The following is a 22,516-nucleotide window of genomic DNA, read 5'->3' on the forward strand; positions in this document are numbered from 1 at the left end:
AGGTAGATAGGTCTGAGGTGGAAGCGTGGCGACACGTGCAGCTGACAGATACTAATCGATCGAGGACTTAACCACGAATAACAGCGAAACTCGGAATGCTTTCTTCTTTCTTCTAATACTTTATCTAGTTTTGAGAGAACGATGTTCTTTCAATTGAATATGTCTGGTGACTAAGGCGAAGAGGTCACACCCGTTCCCATGCCGAACACGGAAGTTAAGCTCTTCAGCGCCGATGGTAGTTGGGGGATCTCCCCCTGTGAGAGTAGGACGTCGCCAGGCAACCTAAAAGAGTACCCAAGGGGTGCTCTTTTTTTGTATTCCAAAAAAAAAGGGGAGATCCCCTTTTCTCCGCAAATCCATAAGACGCAGGAGCAAGGATGGGGAGGAGCAAGAAGGTCGAGGACGAGAGGGAGAGAGCACCGCAGTGGGCAACCGCCCATGAGGATGCGAACGAGCGAAGCGGACGAAGAGATTCGCCGCTCATCGCCGTCCGAGCCTTCAGCGCCGATGGTAGTTGGGGCTCCCCCTGTGAGAGTAGGACGTCGCCAGGCATGACAAAGAGTACCCGAAGTGGTGCTCTTTTTTTGTGTTCAAATAATAGGGGGAGATCCCCAAAAATAGACTCTCTTATAACGCAGGAGCGAGGATGGGGAGGAGCAAGAAGGTCGAGGACGCGAGGGAGTGAACATCGCAGTGGGCAACCGCCCATGAGGATGTGAACGAGCGAAACGGACAAAGAGATTCGCCGCTCATCGCCGTCCGAGCCTTCAGCGCCGATGGCAGTTGGGGCTTCCCCTGTGAGAGTAGGGCGTCGCCAGGCGACCAAAAGAGTACCCGAAGAGGTGCTCTTTTTTGTGTTTAAAAAGGGGGAGATCCCCAAATAGATTCTCTCTGGGTACATGAGTGACTTGCTTTCGGAGTAGATATGTCCTCATGTCGAGGCTCTGGGTACATGAGTGACTCGTTTTTTGAGTAGATATGTCTTCGCATCGCCGTTCTGGATACATGAGTGACTTGTTATCGGCATAGATATGTCCTCACGTAGCGTCTCTGGGTACATGAGTGGCTTGCTTTAGGAGAGGATATGTCCTCACGCTGCGCCTCTGGGTACATGAGTGATCCCTTTTCTGCTTAGATGTGTCTTCACATTGTGGAATCTAATGCAGGAGCGAGGATGGGGAGGAGCAAGAAGGTCAAGGAGGTGAGAGAAAAAGAACCTGAGTGGACTCTGCCTAGTAATATTCTTAATTGAAAACAGGATTATGACTATGTAACCCTAATAGCCTCCAGTATATTATGCTGTTCGGTTATATTTTTGTATCTAGTAACCGGTGTGCTGCCTGCAGAGAGCTTCTTTAATTTTCAAGATTCGTCAGAGATGTTAATCTTTACAGGCGTATCTTCCATGGCACTTATATTGTACGGACTGCTCATGGCTTATTTACTGCCTGCACATTAATGGATGAAAGGAATCTATCCTTTGCTGATCATTGAAATGGATTGATTTTTTTCTTTATGTTGACGGTTGGCATATTCGAAGAACTACTTTTTAGAGGAATCATTCAGAATGCATTTTTTCTGATATTCAAGAACGAATAGGCTGCCGTTATCCTTGCGACTGGGGTATTTGTTATCATGCATACCCGTTATTTTAAATAACCGATGATGTTCCTTACTATCCTGCTGCCAGTTATTTTGCTTGGGTAGGTGTATTTTTCTGCCGATAACATATTGGTCCCAATCGCTGTTCCCGTTATTTTGAATGTGTCAATGACCCTGCTTTTTAAATATAATTTAATACGGCTCCTGATATGATGGTCTTCTTATAGAGTCCATTTTTGCATATTCGTCAATTCACAGGTTTAAGAAACCCCTAGACCTGGGAAAACTTTTAAGGCAGATTAATCGATTGCAATCATAAGTTGTTCTGTTGTATAATCTTAGTCAAATATAGTCAAAGTCAAAAGAGGAGGAGGCCTGATGAGGAATATTTCCGATATCATCGAAAACTACCTTAAGAAGGTTTTTGAATCAAGCGGCAATGAGATTGTCGAGATAAAGCGCAGCGAAATTGCTGACAAGTTTCAGTGTGTCCCCTCCCAAATCAATTATGTTATCAATACCAGGTTCACGATTGAACGAGGATACATGGTAGAGAGCAAGAGGGGCGGCGGGGGATATATCCGCATAATGAAGGTTCATTCCCATGATCATGCCCATCTGGTCGACCAGTTGATTTCCCTGGTTGACTCCAGGGTCGCCCAAAGTTCAGCGGAAGATCTGGTGTATCGTTTAGTGGAAGAAGAGGTTATTACATTAAGAGAAGCGAAAATAATGTTAAGTGTGATGGATCGCTCGGTAATTTATATAGAGTTGCCTGAGAGAGATGAGTTAAGGGCAAGAATGCTGAAGGCGATGCTGATTACATTGAAATATAAATAGGAGAGGTGAGTTGAATTGATTTGCCAGGAGTGTAATGAAAGACCTGCCACTCTCCATTTTACAAAGATAGTGAACGGGGAAAAGACAGAAGTCCATTTATGTGAGAGATGTGCCCAGGAAAAAGGGGAAATGTTCATGTTCGACGGCTCTCCTTCTTTTTCCGTAAACAGCCTTCTTTCCGGACTTTTAAACTTAAGTCCCGCTATGAAACAGCAGGAGAAGCAGATTTCTTCCGAGGAAGTGCTTCAATGTGAGAAGTGTAAACTGACTTTTCAACAGTTCATCCAGGTAGGGCGGTTTGGCTGTGCAAGCTGCTTTGAAACATTTAAAGATGAATTGACGCCGATTTTGAAGAGGGTACACAGCGGAAATGTGGAGCATCATGGCAAGGTGCCTTCACGAATGGGCGGTACGATTCATCTAAAGAAAAAGATTACTGGTTTAAAAGCCGAGCTTCAGCAGCTCATTCACGATGAAGAGTTTGAACAGGCAGCTGGAGTGAGGGATGAAATTCGTTCCCTTGAGAAGGAAATTCGCCAAGAGGGAGGCGGGAAGTAATGTCGTTAGAGAAGTTTTTGAGCCAAGCTTCAAGTTCATGGATGAGTGAAGAGGGGCCGAACTCGGATGTCGTATTGAGCACCCGAATCCGCCTTGCCCGTAATTTAAGCGATTACCTTTTTCCGACTCTTTTTTCTTCAGAGGAAGCAAACAGGATTCTTGGGAAAGTTCAGGAGAGTATCAGCGGTGAGTCAGGTGAACATGGAAACCTTGAATTATTGAAGATGTCTGAGATGCAGCCGCTCCAAAAGCGTGTATTGATGGAGAAGCATCTCGTCAGTCCTAATCTGGCCGATGATTCCAGCTATGGCGGGGTTGTTCTCTCTGAAAAGGAAGATATCAGCATCATGGTCAACGAAGAAGACCATATCCGTATACAGTGTTTGTATCCCGGCCTTCAATTGAAGGAAGCCCTGAAGAAGGCAGATGAGATAGATGACTGGCTGGAGAGCAAGCTGGACTTCGCTTTTCATGAAAAAAGCGGTTATCTGACTTCCTGTCCAACCAATGTGGGAACAGGTTTGAGAGCATCGGTGATGATGCATCTTCCGGCTTTGATCATCACTCAGCAAATGAACCGTATCATTCCAGCTATCAACCAGCTTGGATTAGTTGTTAGAGGAATTTACGGTGAAGGCAGCGAAGCTTTAGGTAATATATTTCAAATCTCCAATCAAATCACACTCGGAAAATCCGAGGAGGACATCGTGGATGATTTAACGGGTGTCGTCAAGCAGATTATCGCGCAAGAACAATCAGCGCGGGAAGCATTAGTGAAAACTTCAAACATACAATTAGAAGACAGAGTGTACCGCTCTCTGGGTGTATTGGAGAATTGCAGGATCATCGAATCAAAAGAAGCTGCTAAATGTTTGTCTGATGTGAGATTGGGGATTGATTTAGGGTATATACAAAATATATCCCGCAATATATTAAATGAATTAATGATACTGACCCAGCCAGGGTTTTTACAGCAATATTCAGGCGGACCGCTCCGCCCTGACGAGAGGGACATAAGAAGAGCGGCCTTTATTCGGGAACGAATTAAACTTGAGAATAGAAGCAGTTAGGAGGAGACGATTATGATGTTTGGCAGATTTACTGAAAGAGCCCAAAAGGTTTTGGCTTTAGCACAGGAAGAGGCTATCCGTTTGTCTCATAGCAACATCGGAACAGAACATATTCTTTTAGGATTAGTACGCGAGGGTGAAGGAATCGCAGCGAAAGGATTGACTGCCCTTGGGTTGAGCCCTGAAAAAATTCAGAAAGAAGTCGAGGGGCTGATCGGGAAAGGCAAGGAGAATTCCCAGACCATCCATTACACTCCGAGAGCGAAAAAAGTCATCGAACTGTCAATGGATGAAGCAAGAAAGCTTGGCCATTCTTATGTAGGTACTGAGCATATCCTCCTGGGATTGATCAGGGAAGGAGAAGGAGTGGCGGCACGTGTGCTGAACAATCTTGGTGTCAGCCTTAATAAAGCAAGGCAGCAGGTACTGCAGCTGCTTGGCAGCAACGAATCCAACGGCCATCAAAGCGGTACCAGCACTAATGCAAATACGCCTACTCTGGACAGTCTGGCAAGGGATCTTACCGTTATCGCAAGGGAAGACAGCCTTGATCCGGTCATCGGTAGGAGCAAAGAAATCCAGCGTGTAATTGAGGTGCTCAGCCGCAGAACGAAGAATAACCCGGTCTTGATCGGTGAACCCGGCGTTGGTAAAACAGCAATCGCTGAAGGACTTGCGCAGCAGATCGTCAATAACGAAGTACCAGAAATCCTTCGTGACAAACGGGTCATGACACTGGATATGGGTACAGTGGTTGCCGGGACTAAATACCGCGGTGAATTTGAAGACCGTCTTAAAAAGGTTATGGATGAAATCCGCCAGGCGGGGAACATCATCCTCTTTATTGATGAACTTCATACATTAATCGGAGCAGGCGGTGCGGAAGGTGCAATCGACGCTTCCAATATCCTTAAGCCGTCACTCGCCCGCGGTGAGCTGCAGTGTATTGGTGCGACGACGCTTGATGAGTACCGAAAGTACATTGAGAAGGATGCAGCGTTGGAAAGAAGATTCCAGCCGATCCAGGTTGATGAGCCGACACCGGATGAGTCCATTCAAATTTTAAAAGGCCTTCGTGACCGTTATGAGGCCCATCACCGTGTATCCATCACGGATGAAGCGATCGAAGCGGCTGTTAAACTCTCAGACCGTTACATTTCAGACCGATTCCTTCCGGATAAGGCAATCGACTTGATTGATGAATCCGGTTCTAAGGTAAGATTGCGCTCTTATACTACCCCTCCTAATCTTAAAGAACTTGAAGTGAAGCTTGAAGAGATTAGAAAGGAGAAAGATGCGGCAGTCCAAAGCCAGGAATTCGAAAAAGCTGCTTCCCTTAGAGACACAGAGCAGCGTTTAAGGGAAGAGCTTGAAGAAACGAAAAAAACCTGGAAAGAAAAGCAGGGGCAGGAGAATACCGAAGTCACAGTCGAAGATATCGCTAAAGTGGTATCAAGCTGGACCGGGATTCCAGTTTCAAAACTGGCTCAGACTGAAACGGATAAGCTCCTGAAACTTGAAGAAATTCTTCATTCTCGGGTAATCGGACAAGATGAAGCAGTTAAAGCCGTTTCCAAAGCTGTAAGAAGAGCAAGAGCCGGCTTGAAGGACCCTAAGAGACCAATTGGTTCATTTGTATTCCTTGGGCCGACGGGTGTCGGAAAGACAGAATTGGCCAGGGCGCTGGCAGAATCTATGTTCGGTGATGAGGAATCCATGATCCGGATCGATATGTCCGAGTATATGGAAAAACACTCGACATCCCGACTTGTGGGGTCCCCTCCAGGTTATGTTGGATATGAGGAAGGCGGGCAGCTGACTGAAAAGGTGCGCCGTAAACCATATTCTGTTGTCCTGCTGGATGAAATCGAGAAGGCACATCCGGATGTGTTCAATATCCTGCTTCAAGTGCTGGAAGATGGGCGTCTGACTGATAGTAAAGGCCGCACCGTCGATTTCAGGAACACGGTTCTGATTATGACTTCTAATGTTGGGGCAGAATCCCTGAAAAAGAATAAATACGTTGGTTTCAACATCCAGGATGGTGAGCAGGATTACAAAGATATGAAAGGAAAAGTGATGGAAGAGCTGAAAAGAGCCTTCCGCCCAGAATTCCTGAATCGTATCGATGAAATCATCGTCTTCCATTCGCTGGAAAAAGAACATTTAAAAGAAATTGTGACATTGATGTCCGATCAATTGACGAATCGATTGAAAGAGCAGGATATCAGCCTCGAGCTAACGGATGCTGCTAAAGAGAAAATCGCAGACGAAGGTTTCGATCCTGAATACGGAGCACGTCCATTGCGCCGTGCCATCCAGAAGCATATTGAGGACCGCCTTTCTGAAGAGCTTCTGAAAGGAACTGTGCTGACAGGGCAAAGTGTACTCATTGATGTGGAAGATAAAGAATTCACAGTCAAAATGAGGGAAACGACCAAGACGTCTTCATAAGAGATAGAGTAAGGCAAAGCAAAGCAAGAGCAGTCGAATGGTCTTCCAGGTGAGAGGGTCACTGTACAAGTGAATTCTCCCCGGGAAGAAGGCTGCTCTTGGCTTGCCTTTTCTTGTTTTTAGACAAGTAGAGATTGATTTCTGGATTATAGCCGATCCATCTACTGGCCCGTCTGCAAAGCTTACTGATAAAAAACGTAAAAAAGCGGCAGCGGCAGTTTGCCACATTCCCCAGTGAAAACAGAAAAAATACGGATGCTCTGAACTTTATCTTTTTGAGAGACCCCTCATATTTGTAACCTTCCCGTAAAAAAGCTACAATCATTCCCAATAGAAGTATTTCAATAAAATAATTCACATAGATATGAAGAGAGAGGTTATAGAGTTGGCTAAGAAAAAAACCAAATTCATGTGTCAGTCTTGCGGATACGAATCAGCGAAATGGATGGGACGATGTCCAGGATGTTCAGAATGGAATAAGATGGTCGAAGAAGTGGAGATCACCGGAAAACAGCCTCGAGGTGCTTTTAAGCATTCTGTTGACCAAGGCCCGTCAAAGGCTGAAAAACTGGTATCCATCCAATCAAAGCAGGAACCCAGGGTGGAAACGGACTCCAAGGAGTTAAACAGAGTGCTTGGAGGGGGCGTTGTTCCAGGCTCGCTGATCCTGATTGGCGGTGATCCTGGAATTGGGAAATCCACTTTGCTTTTACAGGTTTCATCTCAGCTGGCTGAGGGTAAACACAAAGTTCTATATATATCCGGCGAGGAATCAATCAAACAGACTAAGCTTAGAGCAGACCGCCTTGAAATAAAAGCGGATGACTTATATATTTATGCTGAAACAAATTTGGAAGCCATCCATGGCACCATCGAAGAGCTTTCTCCTGAGTTTGTGATTGTCGACTCTATTCAAACGATTTTCCATCCCGAGGTCACTTCGGCTCCCGGCAGTGTTTCGCAGGTCAGGGAGTGTACTGCAGAATTAATGAGAATTGCGAAAACAAAAGGAATCGCAATATTTATTGTCGGGCATGTTACAAAAGAGGGCTCTATAGCAGGTCCGAGACTGTTGGAACATATGGTGGATACTGTACTCTATTTTGAAGGCGAAAGGCATCATGCTTACCGGATTTTAAGAGCGGTCAAAAACCGGTTTGGTTCCACTAATGAAATGGGCATATTTGAAATGAAAGAACTCGGGCTGGAAGAAGTGGATAATCCGTCTGAAATCTTCCTTGAGGAGAGGTCGCAGGGCGCTGCCGGGTCGACAGTGGTTGCCTCCATGGAAGGAACCAGACCTGTCCTGGTTGAAATCCAGGCGCTTGTCACTCCAACAAGCTTTAACAATCCAAGAAGGATGGCGACAGGGATTGACCACAGCAGGGTTTCTTTGATTATGGCTGTCCTTGAGAAAAGAGCGGGTTTCTTGCTGCAGCATCAGGATGCTTACTTGAAGGTAGCTGGCGGAGTGAAGCTGGATGAGCCTGCAATTGACCTGGCTGTGGCTGCCTCCATCGCCTCAAGCTTCAGGGACCAGTCCTCGGATGCTTTTGACTGCATTATAGGCGAGGTGGGGCTGACAGGAGAGATCAGAAGGGTGTCCAGAATCGAACAGCGTGTTCAGGAAGCGGCAAAACTCGGTTTTAAGAGAGTGATCATCCCTGCTAATAATATCGGAGGATGGAAGGTTCCTTCAGGAATCGAAATCGTCGGTGTGAAAAATATCAATGAAGCATTGAAGCAAATTTTAGGAGGATAAATACATGAATGATAAGAAGGTACAGGATAAGTCCATGTCCGATATCCTGCAGTTTGTCGCTCCTGGGTCTCCCCTCCGTGAAGGAATCGACAACGTCCTTAGGGCGAATACCGGAGGACTTATCGTGATTGGTTTCAATGACAAAGTGAAATCATTGGTGGATGGGGGCTTCCATATAAACAGTGTGTTTTCGCCAAGCTATCTTTATGAACTGGCGAAGATGGATGGAGCCATCATCTTAAATGATTCAGGCACCAAAATCATCCTGGCCAATGCACAGCTCGCTCCGGATGCGACTGTACCTTCTTCCGAAACGGGTATGAGGCACAGGACTGCTGAACGTGTAGCCAAGCAGACCAAGTCCCTGGTGGTCGCTATTTCCCAAAGAAGAAATGTCATTACCCTGTATCAGGGAAATTTCAGATATGCGCTGAAAGATATTTCAAATATCCTGACGAAAGCAAACCAGGCCATTCAGACACTTGAGAAGTATAAGGTTGTGCTGGACCAGAGCATTTCAAACCTATCTGTCCTAGAATTTGAAGAGCTTGTCACATACAGCGATCTTCTGCAGGTCCTCCACCGCTTTGAAATGGTGCTTCGCATCAAGAATGAGCTTTTGACCTATTTGAGTGAGCTTGGAACGGAAGGCAGATTGATAAGGCTGCAGATGAATGAACTTCTTTCAGATATCGAAGAGGAAGCGATGCTGATCATAAGGGATTATTCCCACGTGCGTGATATCAAACCGTTTGATCTCCTTCATAAGTTTCAAGAACTGGTCCATTCCGAAGTGCTGGATGATACAGTACTCCTTAAACTGCTGGGCTATAACGGATATATTCACCTGGATGACGGTGTCTGCCCGAGAGGCTACAGAGTCTTGAACAAAATCCCGAGACTGCCGATTGTTATTATAGAGAATCTGGTGACGAGTTTTGAGATTCTGCCGAATATCCTGAAAGCGGATGTAGACGCACTGGATGAAGTGGAAGGCATTGGTGAGGTGAGGGCCCGGAAGATCAAGCAGGGATTAAAATTGATCAGGGAACAGACTTTCGCAGACAGGCAGCTGTAGGCTGTTGGTCCCGCTCGTTCTATTTGTGTTAAAATATTCCTTTTTTAAAATTGACACCCATCAGATTAAGTGTTAGCCTTTTTTCAAAGGAAGAGCGATAGGGGAATTATACTATAATAACAAACGTGTTTCATTTTAATGACATTCAAAAAATATTCCGTTTTTATACGTTTCAAAAAAAGGAAATTGTTTATAATGAGTAGGAGGAGGTGAGGGGATGTTAAAGAGAATCGTTCAAGCATGTTTCCTTATACTAGGAGGGACATTGGGGATTTTTCTTCTTCCCGATTTACTTAAATTAGTTAATTTGTCAGATGAACCTTTATTAAACAACCCTTATATAACTGCCATCTTAGGAGCTATTATTTTTTATATATTAACTTTCTGGGCAGTTAAGTACGTGGAGAATCTAGTGAAGTGGTTTGAAGATACACTCGTGAAAGCACCGGTTACGGATATCCTCTTTGGAAGCCTGGGATTAATTCTCGGATTGTTCGTTGCTTATCTCTTCGGTATTCCTTTTAACTCAATGGAGATCCCGATCGTCAACACCGTAGTGCCGATCCTGTTGACCCTTTTGCTTGGATATATCGGTTTCCAGGTAGGCTTTAAGAAAAGGGATGAATTGATCAATCTTTTTTCTATGGGCAACAAAACGAAGAAGAAAGGATCTGATGACGACATCGAGGTCCCTGAGAAGACACTGAAAATCCTTGATACTAGTGTGATCATTGATGGGCGTATCGCGGATATATGCCAAACCGGCTTCTTGGAAGGAATCGTTGTGATCCCTCAGTTCGTCCTGGAGGAGCTGCAGCATATTGCGGACTCTTCGGATGCCTTGAAGAGAAACCGCGGAAGGCGCGGCCTTGATATTTTGAACCGCATTCAAAAAGAACTGCCGATTGAAGTCCAGATCTATGAAGGTGACTTTGAAGAAATTCAGGAAGTGGACAGCAAGCTGGTGAAGCTTGCCAAAATCACGAACGGTATTGTTGTGACGAATGACTTCAACTTAAACAAGGTATGTGATCTGCAAAGCGTTCAGGTCTTGAATATCAACGATTTAGCCAATGCTGTAAAACCTGTCGTCCTGCCTGGGGAAGAACTGCGCGTCCAGGTCATCAAGGATGGAAAAGAACAGAAGCAGGGTATTGCCTACCTCGATGATGGAACCATGATAGTGGTTGAAGAAGGCCGGAATTATATCGGCAAGAGCATTGAAGTCCTGGTGACAAGTGTGCTCCAGACTTCTGCAGGAAGAATGATATTTGCCAAGCCGAAACAATTGGAAAAAGCATTATAAAGTAAAAAGATAATAACAGCATGATAAAAACCGGCGGTGGCAAATGTTCTCTGAAAAGAGTTCTGTCACCGCCTTTTTATCGGTTGATAGAGATAGGAGTTTACATATGAATTACCAAGTGATTATGCCGGCAGCAGGCCAGGGGAAGCGGATGAAAGCGGGCAGGAATAAATTGCTGCTGGAGCTGGAGGGGCGCCCCATCCTAATCCATACCTTGGAAGTGTTTGAAAGGCATGCAGATTGTGAAGAAATCATTTTGGCTGTCCATCCTGATGATAAGATCATCTTTGAAGAATTGACTGTGAATTATGGCATTACCAAGGCCCGAAAGATGGTTCTGGGCGGAAAGGAACGTCAGCATAGTGTCTACAATGCAATAAAGTCCGCAGAGAACAGTCATATGGTTCTCGTCCATGATGGAGCCCGACCATTCGTGACAGGTGAAGTCATAGAGGAGCTGGTGAAGAAGGCCGATAAAATGGGCGCTGCCATAGCGGCTGCACCTGTAAAAGATACAATCAAGAAGGCAGCGGATGGCATCGTCCAGGAAACCATTGAACGTTCGAGTTTGTGGCAAGTCCAGACACCCCAGGCTTTTAGCCATACTCTCTTAATGGAGGCCCATCAACGAGCTGAGGAAGAGGCGTTTACAGGAACAGATGATGCTTCGCTTGTAGAGAGGCTGGGCAGAAAAGTCGGAATTGTGGAAAGTGACTATGATAATATAAAGATAACAACGCCGGAAGATTTATATTTTGCAGAGGCGATCCTCGCAAAGAGAAGGCAAATATAGAACCGAAAGGAAGTTTCGTATGTTCAGAATCGGACAAGGATTCGATGTTCACCAACTGACAGAAGGGAGGCCGCTGATCATCGGAGGAATAACCATTCCCTATGAGAAAGGGCTCCTGGGCCACTCAGACGCGGACGTTCTCCTGCATACTGTAGCGGATGCATGCCTTGGAACCATAGCTGCGGGAGACATCGGGAAGCATTTCCCGGATACAGACCCAGATTTCAAAGATGCTGACTCAGGAAAATTGTTAAGCCATGTTTGGAACCTGGTAAAAGAGGAAGGCTATGAATTAGCGAATATCGATTGTACGATCATTGCCCAAATGCCAAAAATGGCTCCTTACATTGCCCAAATGCGAGAAAGAATTGCTGAGCTCCTGGAAGCAGATATTTCACAGGTGAATGTGAAAGCAACCACTTCTGAAAAGCTTGGGTTTACCGGCCGGGGAGAAGGAATTGCCTCGCAGGCAACAGTATTGGTTGTTAAATCAGCTGAATAATACCGCGAATGCGGTCCTGATTTGTAAGAATTAATAGCCTGCCCCGCGAAGTCGGGCACCTGCAGCAGAAATCACCGGAATCTAATAAGTTTAAAAACGATGCCTTTGGAAAAAAAGTTCATGGTCACTATTTTTATCAGCAATCACAATAAAGCTTTATTCATCTACCCAACGGTGATAAAATATTGCAGAGATACTGAGAATCGAGGAGGAAATACTCATGACAAACGAAATCAGAGTGCGTTATGCTCCGAGTCCAACCGGACATTTACATATCGGTAATGCCAGAACAGCTCTTTTTAACTATCTTTTTGCCCGCAATACTGGTGGAAAGTTCATTATCAGGGTTGAAGACACAGATGAAAAACGTAACATAGAAGGCGGCGAAGAAAGCCAGCTTAAATATTTAGAATGGCTTGGGATTGACTGGGATGAGAGTGTGGATAAAGGCGGAGAGTATGGTCCATACCGCCAGTCTGAAAGAAATCACATCTACAGCAAGTATTATCAAGAGCTTTTAGATAAAGGCCTTGCTTATAAATGTTATTGTACGGAAGAGGAATTGGAAGCAGAACGTGAAGCACAGCAGGCTAAAGGCGAAATGCCGAGATATTCAGGCAAGTGTGCCAACCTGTCTAAAGAGGAACAGGATAAGCTTGCTGCTGAAGGCCGCAAGCCGAGCATCCGCTTTAAAGTTCCAGCAGGAAAAGTATATAAATTTGATGATATCGTCAAAGATGATGTGTCGTTTGAATCAGATGGCATCGGCGATTTTGTCATTGTGAAAAAGAATGGCATTCCAACATACAACTTTGCGGTTGCCGTAGATGACTATCTAATGAAGATCAGTCATGTTCTTCGCGGTGATGACCATATCTCCAACACACCAAAGCAGCTGATGATTTTTGAAGCGTTAGGCTGGGAAGCGCCTGTATACGGCCATATGACTTTAATTGTGAATGAAAGCCGTAAAAAGCTGAGCAAGCGTGACGAAACCATCATCCAGTTTATCGAGCAGTACGAAGAACTAGGATATCTTCCGGAAGCGTTGTTCAACTTCATCGCCTTATTGGGATGGTCTCCAAAAGGAGAAGAAGAGCTGTTTAGCAAAGAGCAGTTCATCGAGATCTTTGACCCAGAGCGTTTATCAAAATCACCGGCTGTATTTGATAAACAGAAACTTCTCTGGGTGAATAACCAGTATATGAAGAATCTTAACCTTGATCAGGTATCTGCATTAGCAATGCCTCATTTAGTTAAGGCGGGAAGAGTAGGCGAAAATCCTGCTGAAGAAGAACGGGATTGGGCGCGCAAAGTAATTGCATTGTACCAGGAACAAATGAGTTATGGTGCTGAAATTGTCGAGCTCTCAGGCATGTTCTTCAAGAAGGATATCGATTATGATCAAGAGGCAAAAGCCGTCCTGGAAGAAGAGCAGGTGCCGGAAGTGCTAAAAGCGTTTGTTGAAGAAATTGATCAGCTGGAGAATTATGAAGCGGCTGAAATCAAGAAATCCATCAAAGCAGTCCAGAAGTCAACGGGACATAAAGGAAAAAAATTGTTCATGCCGATCCGTGTAGCAGTAACCGGCCAAACACACGGCCCTGAGCTTCCGAATGCAATTGAACTTTTAGGAAAAGATAAAGTAAAGCACCGAATTCAAAGTCTTTTGGGTTAACATTTCCGATCGTTTGTAATATATTAAGAGTATCACTAAGCGAATAAACCAAAGTGTTGATGAGGAGAAGTAAAAAAACGAAGCTTTTCAGAGAGAACCACCACCGGCTGAAAGTGGTTTAAGCCTCTCGTTTTTTGAAATGCACCTCTGAGTCCTTTATTGAAAATAGTATGTAAAGGCGGTTTCCTTCCGTTACAAGGGACTAAAGTTGGGGAGAAACAATTCGTTTTACCCAAACAGAGTGGAACCGCGCCGAAAGCGTCTCTGTCTATGGACAGAGGCGCTTTTTTTGTTTTTCTAAGGCTCTTTTCGTAAACTTTGCTGTTATTTGATACTGATTCCGATAAAGATCAATCTCAAGAAGGAAAAAATACGGTAATCTCGAAAAGAAAAGAGCTGCTTTTTCCCCATAAAAGATAAAACTCGTAGTACCCGGGGTTATCAGAAAATAACAATATATGCGAAAACAGCCTTTTTAAAAAACTAATTATGCCATTAATGCAGGTGTTCAGGTAAACAGCCGCAAGCAGCATTAAAGAAACTGCTTGAGTATATAAAGTCATTTCTGCAGAAAGGTTCACGAAAGGAGGGAGTTCAGTTGTTCAAACATCTTAGAGAAGATATTCAGACCGTCTTTGACCAGGACCCGGCAGCAAGAAATTCACTTGAGGTCATCTTAACGTATTCGGGACTGCACGCGATTTGGGCACACAGGCTTGCTCACGCTTTTTATAAACGCAAATTTTACTTCCTGGCAAGGGTGATATCTCAATTGAGCCGCTTTTTTACAGGGGTCGAAATCCATCCGGGAGCGGTGATCGGCAGACGTTTTTTCATTGACCATGGCATGGGGGTCGTCATAGGGGAAACGTGTGAAATCGGTGACAATGTGACGATCTTTCAGGGAGTGACCTTGGGTGGAACGGGAAAAGAGAAAGGGAAGCGACACCCGACAATCAGGGACAATGCATTAGTCGCAACAGGCGCAAAAGTATTAGGTTCCATCATTGTTGGGGAGAATTCTAAAATAGGAGCAGGCTCGGTTGTCCTGAAAGATGTGCCGGCTAATTCGACTGTGGTGGGCATCCCCGGCAAGGTCGTCATTAAAGATGGTGTGAAGGTGAAAGATTTTAACCATACTGATCTGCCGGACCCGGTGGCAGATCGATGTACCGATTTGGAAAATCAGATACTGGCACTGAAACAAAAGCTTGAAGAAGCAGAAAAGAAAGGGGAAATCCGGCAAGATGACCATTAAACTATTCAATACCCTCACAAGGCAGAAAGAAGAATTTAAACCGCTCGAAGAAGGCAAAGTAAAGATGTATGTCTGCGGACCGACTGTTTACAATTATATCCATATCGGGAATGCGCGCCCTGCTATAGTATTTGATACCGTACGCCGTTACTTTGAATATAGAGGGTACGATGTTAATTTCGTTTCAAATTTCACGGATGTCGATGATAAATTAATCAAGGCAGCGAATGAACTGGGAGAAGATGTCCCGGCCGTCGCAGAGCGCTTTATCGCAGCTTATCATGAAGACACGGAAGCCCTTGGCTGCAAAAGAGCGGATGTCCATCCGCGTGTGACAGAAAGTATGGATATCATCATTGAATTTATCCAGGCTTTGATTGAGAAAGGGTATGCCTATGAATCACAAGGAGATGTCTATTATCGAACAAGGAAGTTTGATGGCTATGGAAAGCTTTCTCATCAATCGATTGATGACTTGAAAGTGGGAGCCCGCATTGAAGCGGGAGACAAGAAGGAAGATCCCCTCGACTTTGTTCTATGGAAAGCTGCCAAAGAAGGGGAAATCTTCTGGGAAAGCCCTTGGGGACAAGGAAGGCCGGGCTGGCATATTGAATGCTCTGCAATGGCAAAGAAGTACTTGGGTGAAACCATCGATATCCATGCCGGCGGGCAGGATTTGGCATTCCCTCATCATGAAAATGAAATTGCCCAATCCGAGGCATTGAATAACCAGACTTTTGCACGTTATTGGATGCACAACGGATATATCAACATCGATAATGAAAAAATGTCCAAATCTCTTGGGAACTTTGTCCTTGTTCACGATATTATTAAAGAACAGGATCCTCAGGTGTTACGATTTTTCATGTTGTCTGTTCACTACCGCCACCCTATCAATTACAACTTGGAACTTTTGGAAAATGCAAAATCAGGTTTGGACCGTTTGAAGACATCCTATGAGAACCTGAAGCACCGGAAAGAGGTTTCTGCAGAGCTGACAGACAATAATGAAGAATGGCTGGAAAAACTCGTTTCACTCAAAAACCAGTTCATAGAAGAGATGGATGATGATTTTAATACAGCAAACGGCATTTCTGTCTTGTTCGAGCTTTCAAGGCAGGCAAATTATTACTTGATGGAAAAGAACACATCGACTACTGTCATTGATGCTTTCTCAAAGCACTTCCAGGAATTTTTCGAGGTTCTGGGACTGAAGCTTGAAGAAGCGGAACTGCTGGATGAAGAAATCGAAGAAATGATCAACCAGCGGATCCAGGCGCGTAAAGACCGTGACTTCCAGCTTGCCGACCAGCTGCGCGACAAGCTGAAAGCAATGAATATCATTCTGGAAGATACTGCCCAGGGCACACGCTGGAAAAGAGGGTAAACATGTTATATCAGCAAAATGAAAACATAGATGCCAAACAAATGAATGCCTTGGCACTGGCATATATGGGGGATGCCGTATATGAAACATATGTACGGCAGCACCTTCTTCAGTCGGGAAGGCTGAAGCCGAACCATCTACATCGTGCAGCGACAGGCTATGTATCAGCCAAAGCGCAGGCGGCAGCCCTTAAGAGGCTGTCTGATGAAGAGGTGCTTTCCGAAGAAGAGATGGCAATTGTCCGCAGGGGCCGAAATGCAAAGTCCGGGACGATACCCAAGAATACAGACGTGCAGACGTACCGTTACAGCACCGCTTTTGAAGCCTTGATCGGCTATTTATTTCTTCAAAACCGTAAAGACAGGCTGGAAGAACTAATTCGCACTGTTTTAATAGAAAATTCGACCGAAATTAAGAAAGGAGGATCAGCATGAGCAGTGAATTTATTGGAGGGAGAAATCCCGTTTTAGAAGCACTAAAGTCAGGCAGGGATATCAATAAGATCTGGGTTGCAGAAGGCTCTCAAAAAGGATCGATGGGACAGATTACTTCGCTTGCTAAGGAAAAGAAGGTTCTAGTCCAATTTGTACCAAAGCAAAAGATCGAGGGAATGGTCCGGGATAACCATCAGGGTGTGGTGGCACAGGTGGCAGCTTACCAGTACGCCGAAATGGACGAGCTGTATGCCAGGGCAGAACAAAAGGGGGAAATTCCTTTCTTCCTGATGCTGGATGAACTGGAGGATCCGCACAATCTGGGATCCATCATGAGAACGGCCGATGCTTCAGGTGTGCATGGAATCATCATTCCGAAGAGAAGGGCCGTTGGGCTTACAGCTACAGTGGCGAAGGCGTCGACAGGGGCGATTGAACATATTCCGGTAGCGCGGGTTACCAATCTTGCGCAGACCATTGACGAATTGAAGGAAAGAGGAGTCTGGGTAGCGGGAACGGATGCCAAGGGTGCGGACGATTACCGCAGGCTAGATGGAACTTTGCCGATATGCTTAGTCATCGGCAGTGAAGGGAAAGGAATCGGCCGTTTAATAAGAGAGAAATGCGATTTTCTTATTAAGATGCCTATGGTTGGACATGTGACATCGTTGAACGCTTCTGTCGCAGCCAGCATTTTGATGTATGAGGTCTACCGTAAACGCCATCCTTTAGGAGAGTAGGGGATCATGAACATCCTCCTTGTTGATGGCTACAACATTATCGGGGCCTGGCCGGAGCTCAGGGAACTTAAGAATAAGGACCTTGCTGCGGCCAGAGACCGCTTGGTGGAAAGCATGGCGGAATATCAAGGGTATACAGGTTACAGAGTAATCGTTGTATTTGATGCCCACTACGTTACTGGGATTGAAAGAAAATACAAGAATTATAAAGTTGATGTATTTTTTACCAGGGAAAATGAGACGGCTGATGAAAGAATTGAGAAGCTGGCGATCGAACTCAATAATATTAAAACACAGATCTACGTTGCTACCTCTGATTTCACTGAACAATGGGCCATATTCGGGCAGGGGGCATTGAGGAAATCCGCCCGTGAACTTTTTAATGAGATGCAGACCATCCAGAAAAAGATTGAAAGAAATGTAAGGAAATCCTCGGAGAAAAGGCCTTCCTCCAAGATCGCATTAACAGAAGAAGTGGCAGAAATTTTTGAAAAATGGCGCAGAGGGCAGCAATGACCTGTTGACGCTTTCAAAAAAAGTACTGTATAATATTTCTATCTATTGTTTCCGCGAGGGGGATATGTGTGGACATTCACAGCAGCACAGGAGAACTGAAAGCTCTACTAGAGACGATGGACGACGAAGCCGTGATTGAGATGGTTCACCAAGGGGAAAGTGAAGCGCTGGATTTTCTTATTAAAAAATATCGGAATTTTGTGAGAGCGAAAGCAAGGTCTTACTTTTTGATAGGCGCCGATAAAGAGGATATCATCCAGGAAGGCATGATAGGGTTATATAAAGCGATCCGCGATTACAAAGAGGACAAGCTGACTTCCTTTAAAGCATTTGCCGAGCTTTGCATTACACGGCAGATTATCACTGCCATCAAAACAGCGACACGCCAAAAGCATATTCCGTTAAATTCCTATGTGTCATTGGACAAGCCTATTTATGATGAAGAATCAGACAGGACCCTTCTGGATGTCATAACAGGCGCCAAAATTACTAATCCGGAAGAGTTGATTATCAACCGGGAAGAGTTTGACAGTATGGAAGACAAGATGGCTGAACTTTTAAGTGATCTGGAAAGAAAAGTACTGTCACTTTACCTTGACGGCCAATCCTATCAGGAAATCTCTGAGGAATTAAACCGTCATGTTAAATCGATAGATAATGCTTTGCAGAGGGTTAAACGGAAGCTTGAAAGATATTTGGAAGTAAGGGAAATCACACTGTAGTGTACGGAGGCCTTGTTGACACATTGTCACCTCCGTGTTATTTTTGATAAGATTAAATCAGTATAAAGCACAGCAGGTGAGATATATGAGCAACAAGCTTATTTTAGCTTGCAATGAATGTGGTTCCCGGAACTATACCGCTCCGAATAATAGAAGCGGCAAGCAGGATAGACTGGAATTAAAGAAGTTTTGCAGCACATGCAATGCACACACTGTCCATAGAGAAACAAAGTAAGATTTTACTATAAATGCCCGGTGATATATACAAGTTGGAGGTAACAACAGATGTTTAAATTCTTTAGCAATGTTTCATCAGAGATGAAAAAGGTAAGCTGGCCTAAACGCAAAGAACTTACCCGCTACACAATCACAGTCATTTCCACTGTTATTTTTGTTGCACTATTCTTCACAGTGATAGATTTAGGGATTTCTGAACTCATCCGTCTTATTCCCGGCAGATAAATCTTTAAGGCTTCAGACTGCCTGGAGCCGATGATGGAGAAATACAGAATGCATTGTATATAGATGCAGTATTCATGGTATAATGACATTTAATAGCGCAAAACTTCTAGGAACCCGTTAAAACCGGGTTTTTTCATTTGGGCGAAAATAATGATTATGTAATTTAGAGGAGGGACGGACTTTAAGTCCTAACAAATGGAGAAAAACTGGTATGTGGTCCATACTTACTCAGGATATGAAAACAAAGTAAAAGCTAATCTGGAAAAACGTGTTGAATCGATGGGGATGCAAGATAAAATCTTCCGCGTGGTTGTTCCGGAAGAAGAAGAAACAGAAATTAAGAACGGCAAGAAAAAAGTAGTTAAGAAGAAAGTGTTCCCGGGTTACGTCATCGTGGAAATCGTCATGACAGACGATTCTTGGTATGTAGTGCGGAATACGCCTGGTGTGACAGGATTCGTCGGATCGACCGGTTCAGGGTCAAAACCAACACCGCTTCTTCCTGAAGAAGTAAATTCACTCCTGAAACAGATGGGTATGGTAGAGAAAAGGATGGAAGTGAACTTCGAATTAGGAGAAACAGTAACTGTGACAGAGGGTCCTTTTGCCAACTTCACAGGTTCAATCGAAGAGATCGATGCTGCAAAAGGAAAAGTGAAAGTGCTCGTGAATATGTTCGGCCGTGAAACTCCGGTGGAGCTCGAATTTACACAAATTGATAAATTATAATTTAAAAGAACTTGAAATTAATTTGGATAAGTGATAATATTTCATAAGTCAGTCTGTCTCTGCGAGAGACTGCTGTACTACAAATCAAGTTCTTTATGTTGATAAAGACATTTATTAAATGAGTGGGAGGGCAATACTGGCCCTATTACCACATCACGGACTTTAAGGAGGTGTGTCTCGTGGCTAAAAAAGTAGTTAAAGTTGTAAAGTTGCAAATCCCTGCTGGTAAAGCAAATCCAGCGCCGCCGGTTGGTCCAGCACTTGGTCAAGCTGGTGTTAATATCATGGGATTCTGTAAGGAATTTAATGCTCGCACAGCTGATCAAGCTGGCTTGATTATCCCTGTTGAAATTTCGGTATTTGAAGACCGTTCATTTACATTCATCACTAAAACTCCGCCTGCTGCAGTTTTACTTAAGAAAGCAGCTGGCATCGAGTCTGGTTCTGGTGAACCAAACCGTAACAAAGTTGCAACGGTTAAGCGTGACAAAGTACGTGAAATCGCTGAAACAAAAATGCCTGACTTAAACGCAGCTAGTGTTGAAGCGGCTATGTTAATGGTTGAAGGTACTGCGCGCAGCATGGGTATTGTCATCGAAGACTAATACTCAAATTAGTTGAATGTGCATGTTGGACGAGGTTGCGATGATGAAATGGTTGTTTCACTCGCAACCTTTATTCGTGGGAGGTTATTCCGCTAAAACCACAATCTAGGAGGAAATTATAATGGCTAAAAAAGGTAAAAAATATCTTGAAGCTCAAAAGCTGGTTGACCGTTCTGTGAACTACGCTGCATCAGAAGCGGTTGAATTAGTGAAAAAGACAAACTTTGCTAAGTTTGACGCATCAGTAGAAGTGGCTTTCCGTCTTGGAGTAGACACTCGTAAAAACGACCAGCAAATCCGTGGAGCGGTTGTTCTTCCGCACGGAACTGGTAAAACTCAAAAAGTTCTTGTATTCGCTAAAGGCGAAAAAGCGAAAGAAGCAGAAGCTGCTGGCGCTGACTTCGTAGGCGATGCAGACCTTATCGCGAAAATCAACCAAGGCTGGTTCGATTTCGATGTAATCGTTGCGACACCTGACATGATGGGTGAAGTTGGTAAACTTGGCCGTGTGCTTGGACCAAAAGGTTTAATGCCAAACCCTAAAACAGGAACAGTAACTTTCGATGTTGAGAAAGCAGTTAACGAAATCAAAGCAGGTAAAGTAGAATACCGTGCTGATAAAGCTGGAAATGTACATGTGCCAATCGGCAAAGTATCATTTGACACTGACAAGCTTGTTGAAAACTTAACTACGATGTACGATACAATGCTTAAAGCTAAACCAGCTGCTGCTAAAGGAACTTACATGAAAAATGTAGCTGTCACTTCAACAATGGGTCCTGGAGTGAAAGTAGATCCTTCAACATTCGCAGTAAAATAATTTTAATTTGATATTGACTTAACGGATTGAGTGATATATAATTCATTCTGTTGTTAAAAAATAAATAACATTTGTACCGTAGACAGCAGGTGCTGCAAAGCTTAAATTCCTGCCGAGGTAATTGCGATATAACGATTCGGAAGATTCGTCTGCAATGCCTTCATGTCTATCTTGATATGAAGGCATTTTTATTGTGATAGGCCGGTATAAATGTTCATCAGAAATCTACAGGAGGTGTAATGATGAGCAGCATTCTTGATCAAAAGAAACAAATCGTTGATGAGATCTCGGATAAGATGAAAAACAGTGTATCTACTATCATTGTAGATTACCGTGGACTGAATGTATCTGAGGTTACTGAACTTCGTAAACAACTTCGTGAAGCTGGCATCGACTTCAAAGTATACAAAAATACAATGACGCGTCGTGCCGCTGAAGCAGCTGGTTTCGAAGGTTTGAATGAAGTATTGACTGGACCGAGCGCGATTGCGTTCAGTACAGAAGAGGTTGTGGCTCCAGCTAAGATAATCAACAACTTTGCTAAAGACCACGAAGCTCTTGAAATCAAAGCGGGTATTATCGAAGGCACGGTCACTTCTGTAGAAGAAGTTAAAGCGATCGCTGAACTTCCATCTCGCGAAGGTCTTCTTTCTATGCTTCTCAGCGTGCTTCAAGCTCCAATGCGCAACTTCGCGTTGGCTGCAAAAGCAGTTGCGGATCAAAAAGAAGAGCAAGGCGCTTAATCCTGCAAGTTAGCTTGCAAACCAAATTAAAAACAATCCATACAATATAGGAGGAAATATAAAATGAGTAAAGAGCAAATTATCGATGCGATTAAAGAAATGTCTGTTCTTGATTTAAACGATCTTGTAAAAGCTATTGAAGAAGAATTTGGTGTAACTGCTGCTGCTCCTGTAGCTGCTGCTGGTGGAGCTGGCGGAGACGCTGCTGCAGAGCAAACTGAATTCGACGTTGTTCTTGAGAGCGCTGGTTCTCAAAAAATTAAAGTTATCAAAGTTGTTCGCGAAATCACAGGCCTTGGTCTTAAAGAAGCGAAAGAACTTGTTGACAACACACCAAAAGCTCTTAAAGAAGGCATTTCTAAAGAGGAAGCTGAAGAACTTAAAGCTAAACTTGAAGAAGTTGGAGCTGGCGTAGAAGTTAAGTAATTCACGACAGATTTAAAAGCTCGCTTATATA

The 22,516-nt window shown here is 44.2% G+C and carries 24 protein-coding genes, 1 rRNA gene and 2 other annotated features; all 25 genes read left to right on the forward strand.

Features of this window, described 5'->3' with window-relative positions; genetic code table 11:
* Nucleotides 1–162: 162 nt before the first annotated feature.
* Nucleotides 163–279: ribosomal RNA gene (rrf, locus tag FZC79_RS20210) — 5S ribosomal RNA — on the forward strand.
* 1,221 nt (nucleotides 280–1,500) lie between these two features.
* The gene (locus FZC79_RS24050; protein WP_148948515.1) at nucleotides 1,501–1,599 is read left to right on the forward strand and encodes a CPBP family glutamic-type intramembrane protease; all 99 of its coding nucleotides are present in this window, start codon (nucleotides 1,501–1,503) and stop codon (nucleotides 1,597–1,599) included.
* A gap of 381 nt (nucleotides 1,600–1,980) precedes the next feature.
* A complete protein-coding gene (locus tag FZC79_RS20220) occupies nucleotides 1,981–2,442 on the forward strand; it encodes a CtsR family transcriptional regulator (protein ID WP_148941907.1) in 462 nt (153 codons plus the stop codon).
* Between the two features lie 15 nt (nucleotides 2,443–2,457).
* A complete protein-coding gene (locus FZC79_RS20225) occupies nucleotides 2,458–3,000 on the forward strand; it encodes a UvrB/UvrC motif-containing protein (RefSeq protein WP_148948516.1) in 543 nt (180 codons plus the stop codon).
* Complete coding sequence (locus FZC79_RS20230; protein ID WP_148948517.1) at nucleotides 3,000–4,070, forward strand: protein arginine kinase; 1,071 nt, start codon at nucleotides 3,000–3,002, stop codon at nucleotides 4,068–4,070. The genes FZC79_RS20225 and FZC79_RS20230 overlap by 1 nt, the downstream gene beginning before the upstream one ends.
* A 12-nt stretch (nucleotides 4,071–4,082) precedes the next feature.
* A complete protein-coding gene (gene clpC, locus FZC79_RS20235; protein WP_148948518.1) occupies nucleotides 4,083–6,524 on the forward strand; it encodes an ATP-dependent protease ATP-binding subunit ClpC in 2,442 nt (813 codons plus the stop codon).
* Between the two features lie 385 nt (nucleotides 6,525–6,909).
* The gene (gene radA / locus FZC79_RS20240) at nucleotides 6,910–8,286 is read left to right on the forward strand and encodes a DNA repair protein RadA (protein ID WP_148948519.1); all 1,377 of its coding nucleotides are present in this window, start codon (nucleotides 6,910–6,912) and stop codon (nucleotides 8,284–8,286) included.
* 4 nt (nucleotides 8,287–8,290) lie between these two features.
* Nucleotides 8,291–9,364 (forward strand): DNA integrity scanning diadenylate cyclase DisA, encoded by a 1,074-nt coding sequence (disA, locus tag FZC79_RS20245; protein WP_148948520.1) that lies wholly within the window; start codon nucleotides 8,291–8,293, stop codon nucleotides 9,362–9,364.
* A gap of 217 nt (nucleotides 9,365–9,581) precedes the next feature.
* Nucleotides 9,582–10,670, forward strand: a complete 1,089-nt coding sequence (locus FZC79_RS20250) for a PIN/TRAM domain-containing protein (protein WP_148948521.1) — start codon at nucleotides 9,582–9,584, stop codon at nucleotides 10,668–10,670.
* Between the two features lie 106 nt (nucleotides 10,671–10,776).
* The gene (ispD, locus tag FZC79_RS20255) at nucleotides 10,777–11,463 is read left to right on the forward strand and encodes a 2-C-methyl-D-erythritol 4-phosphate cytidylyltransferase (RefSeq protein ID WP_148948522.1); all 687 of its coding nucleotides are present in this window, start codon (nucleotides 10,777–10,779) and stop codon (nucleotides 11,461–11,463) included.
* 19 nt (nucleotides 11,464–11,482) lie between these two features.
* Nucleotides 11,483–11,965: a 2-C-methyl-D-erythritol 2,4-cyclodiphosphate synthase gene (ispF, locus tag FZC79_RS20260; RefSeq protein ID WP_148948523.1), complete on the forward strand. Its 483-nt coding sequence runs from the start codon at nucleotides 11,483–11,485 to the stop codon at nucleotides 11,963–11,965.
* A 220-nt stretch (nucleotides 11,966–12,185) separates the two neighbouring features.
* A complete protein-coding gene (gltX, locus tag FZC79_RS20265; RefSeq protein WP_148948524.1) occupies nucleotides 12,186–13,643 on the forward strand; it encodes a glutamate--tRNA ligase in 1,458 nt (485 codons plus the stop codon).
* 47 nt (nucleotides 13,644–13,690) lie between these two features.
* Nucleotides 13,691–13,912 (forward strand) — a binding site (T-box leader).
* 329 nt (nucleotides 13,913–14,241) lie between these two features.
* A complete protein-coding gene (cysE, locus tag FZC79_RS20270; RefSeq protein ID WP_252183416.1) occupies nucleotides 14,242–14,901 on the forward strand; it encodes a serine O-acetyltransferase in 660 nt (219 codons plus the stop codon).
* Nucleotides 14,891–16,288 (forward strand): cysteine--tRNA ligase, encoded by a 1,398-nt coding sequence (cysS, locus tag FZC79_RS20275; protein ID WP_148948526.1) that lies wholly within the window; start codon nucleotides 14,891–14,893, stop codon nucleotides 16,286–16,288. Before cysE ends, cysS begins: the two co-directional genes overlap by 11 nt.
* Before the next feature lie 2 nt (nucleotides 16,289–16,290).
* Complete coding sequence (locus FZC79_RS20280) at nucleotides 16,291–16,722, forward strand: Mini-ribonuclease 3 (RefSeq protein WP_148948527.1); 432 nt, start codon at nucleotides 16,291–16,293, stop codon at nucleotides 16,720–16,722.
* Nucleotides 16,719–17,462, forward strand: coding sequence for a 23S rRNA (guanosine(2251)-2'-O)-methyltransferase RlmB (gene rlmB, locus FZC79_RS20285; RefSeq protein ID WP_148948528.1), 744 nt, complete (start codon nucleotides 16,719–16,721; stop codon nucleotides 17,460–17,462). The genes FZC79_RS20280 and rlmB overlap by 4 nt, the downstream gene beginning before the upstream one ends.
* A 6-nt stretch (nucleotides 17,463–17,468) precedes the next feature.
* Nucleotides 17,469–17,978 (forward strand): NYN domain-containing protein, encoded by a 510-nt coding sequence (locus FZC79_RS20290; RefSeq protein ID WP_148948529.1) that lies wholly within the window; start codon nucleotides 17,469–17,471, stop codon nucleotides 17,976–17,978.
* A 74-nt stretch (nucleotides 17,979–18,052) separates the two neighbouring features.
* Nucleotides 18,053–18,700 (forward strand): RNA polymerase sporulation sigma factor SigH, encoded by a 648-nt coding sequence (gene sigH / locus FZC79_RS20295; RefSeq protein WP_262372294.1) that lies wholly within the window; start codon nucleotides 18,053–18,055, stop codon nucleotides 18,698–18,700.
* An 85-nt stretch (nucleotides 18,701–18,785) separates the two neighbouring features.
* A complete protein-coding gene (gene rpmG, locus FZC79_RS20300) occupies nucleotides 18,786–18,935 on the forward strand; it encodes a 50S ribosomal protein L33 (protein ID WP_148941922.1) in 150 nt (49 codons plus the stop codon).
* A 50-nt stretch (nucleotides 18,936–18,985) separates the two neighbouring features.
* Entirely contained in the window at nucleotides 18,986–19,162 is a 177-nt protein-coding gene (secE, locus tag FZC79_RS20305) for a preprotein translocase subunit SecE (protein ID WP_113929740.1), read from the forward strand.
* 195 nt (nucleotides 19,163–19,357) lie between these two features.
* Entirely contained in the window at nucleotides 19,358–19,891 is a 534-nt protein-coding gene (gene nusG, locus FZC79_RS20310) for a transcription termination/antitermination protein NusG (RefSeq protein ID WP_148941923.1), read from the forward strand.
* A 179-nt stretch (nucleotides 19,892–20,070) separates the two neighbouring features.
* Nucleotides 20,071–20,496: a 50S ribosomal protein L11 gene (rplK, locus tag FZC79_RS20315; RefSeq protein WP_148941924.1), complete on the forward strand. Its 426-nt coding sequence runs from the start codon at nucleotides 20,071–20,073 to the stop codon at nucleotides 20,494–20,496.
* A 121-nt stretch (nucleotides 20,497–20,617) separates the two neighbouring features.
* Entirely contained in the window at nucleotides 20,618–21,316 is a 699-nt protein-coding gene (rplA, locus tag FZC79_RS20320) for a 50S ribosomal protein L1 (protein ID WP_148948530.1), read from the forward strand.
* Between the two features lie 58 nt (nucleotides 21,317–21,374).
* Nucleotides 21,375–21,515: a sequence feature (ribosomal protein L10 leader region), on the forward strand.
* A 43-nt stretch (nucleotides 21,516–21,558) separates the two neighbouring features.
* Nucleotides 21,559–22,059 (forward strand): 50S ribosomal protein L10, encoded by a 501-nt coding sequence (gene rplJ, locus FZC79_RS20325; protein ID WP_148941964.1) that lies wholly within the window; start codon nucleotides 21,559–21,561, stop codon nucleotides 22,057–22,059.
* A 63-nt stretch (nucleotides 22,060–22,122) separates the two neighbouring features.
* Nucleotides 22,123–22,485, forward strand: a complete 363-nt coding sequence (rplL, locus tag FZC79_RS20330; protein ID WP_148941926.1) for a 50S ribosomal protein L7/L12 — start codon at nucleotides 22,123–22,125, stop codon at nucleotides 22,483–22,485.
* Nucleotides 22,486–22,516 lie beyond the last annotated feature (31 nt).

The sequence above is a fragment of the Rossellomorea vietnamensis genome (assembly GCF_008180615.1).
Classification (GTDB): Bacteria; Bacillota; Bacilli; order Bacillales; family Bacillaceae_B; genus Rossellomorea; species Rossellomorea vietnamensis_D.

Bases quoted from the DNA above. Each gene is read 5' to 3' on its own strand.
- rpmG (WP_148941922.1), top strand. From the start codon at position 18,786: ATGAGCAACAAGCTTATTTTAGCTTGCAATGAATGTGGTTCCCGGAAC.
- cysS (WP_148948526.1), top strand. From the start codon at position 14,891: ATGACCATTAAACTATTCAATACCCTCACAAGGCAGAAAGAAGAATTT.
- FZC79_RS20230 (WP_148948517.1), top strand. From the start codon at position 3,000: ATGTCGTTAGAGAAGTTTTTGAGCCAAGCTTCAAGTTCATGGATGAGT.
- nusG (WP_148941923.1), top strand. From the start codon at position 19,358: ATGGAGAAAAACTGGTATGTGGTCCATACTTACTCAGGATATGAAAAC.
- secE (WP_113929740.1), top strand. From the start codon at position 18,986: ATGTTTAAATTCTTTAGCAATGTTTCATCAGAGATGAAAAAGGTAAGC.
- clpC (WP_148948518.1), top strand. From the start codon at position 4,083: ATGATGTTTGGCAGATTTACTGAAAGAGCCCAAAAGGTTTTGGCTTTA.
- FZC79_RS20280 (WP_148948527.1), top strand. From the start codon at position 16,291: ATGTTATATCAGCAAAATGAAAACATAGATGCCAAACAAATGAATGCC.
- rplL (WP_148941926.1), top strand. From the start codon at position 22,123: ATGAGTAAAGAGCAAATTATCGATGCGATTAAAGAAATGTCTGTTCTT.
- rplA (WP_148948530.1), top strand. From the start codon at position 20,618: ATGGCTAAAAAAGGTAAAAAATATCTTGAAGCTCAAAAGCTGGTTGAC.
- ispF (WP_148948523.1), top strand. From the start codon at position 11,483: ATGTTCAGAATCGGACAAGGATTCGATGTTCACCAACTGACAGAAGGG.
- FZC79_RS20250 (WP_148948521.1), top strand. From the start codon at position 9,582: ATGTTAAAGAGAATCGTTCAAGCATGTTTCCTTATACTAGGAGGGACA.
- gltX (WP_148948524.1), top strand. From the start codon at position 12,186: ATGACAAACGAAATCAGAGTGCGTTATGCTCCGAGTCCAACCGGACAT.
- disA (WP_148948520.1), top strand. From the start codon at position 8,291: ATGAATGATAAGAAGGTACAGGATAAGTCCATGTCCGATATCCTGCAG.
- rplJ (WP_148941964.1), top strand. From the start codon at position 21,559: ATGAGCAGCATTCTTGATCAAAAGAAACAAATCGTTGATGAGATCTCG.
- rlmB (WP_148948528.1), top strand. From the start codon at position 16,719: ATGAGCAGTGAATTTATTGGAGGGAGAAATCCCGTTTTAGAAGCACTA.
- FZC79_RS20220 (WP_148941907.1), top strand. From the start codon at position 1,981: ATGAGGAATATTTCCGATATCATCGAAAACTACCTTAAGAAGGTTTTT.
- ispD (WP_148948522.1), top strand. From the start codon at position 10,777: ATGAATTACCAAGTGATTATGCCGGCAGCAGGCCAGGGGAAGCGGATG.
- FZC79_RS20290 (WP_148948529.1), top strand. From the start codon at position 17,469: ATGAACATCCTCCTTGTTGATGGCTACAACATTATCGGGGCCTGGCCG.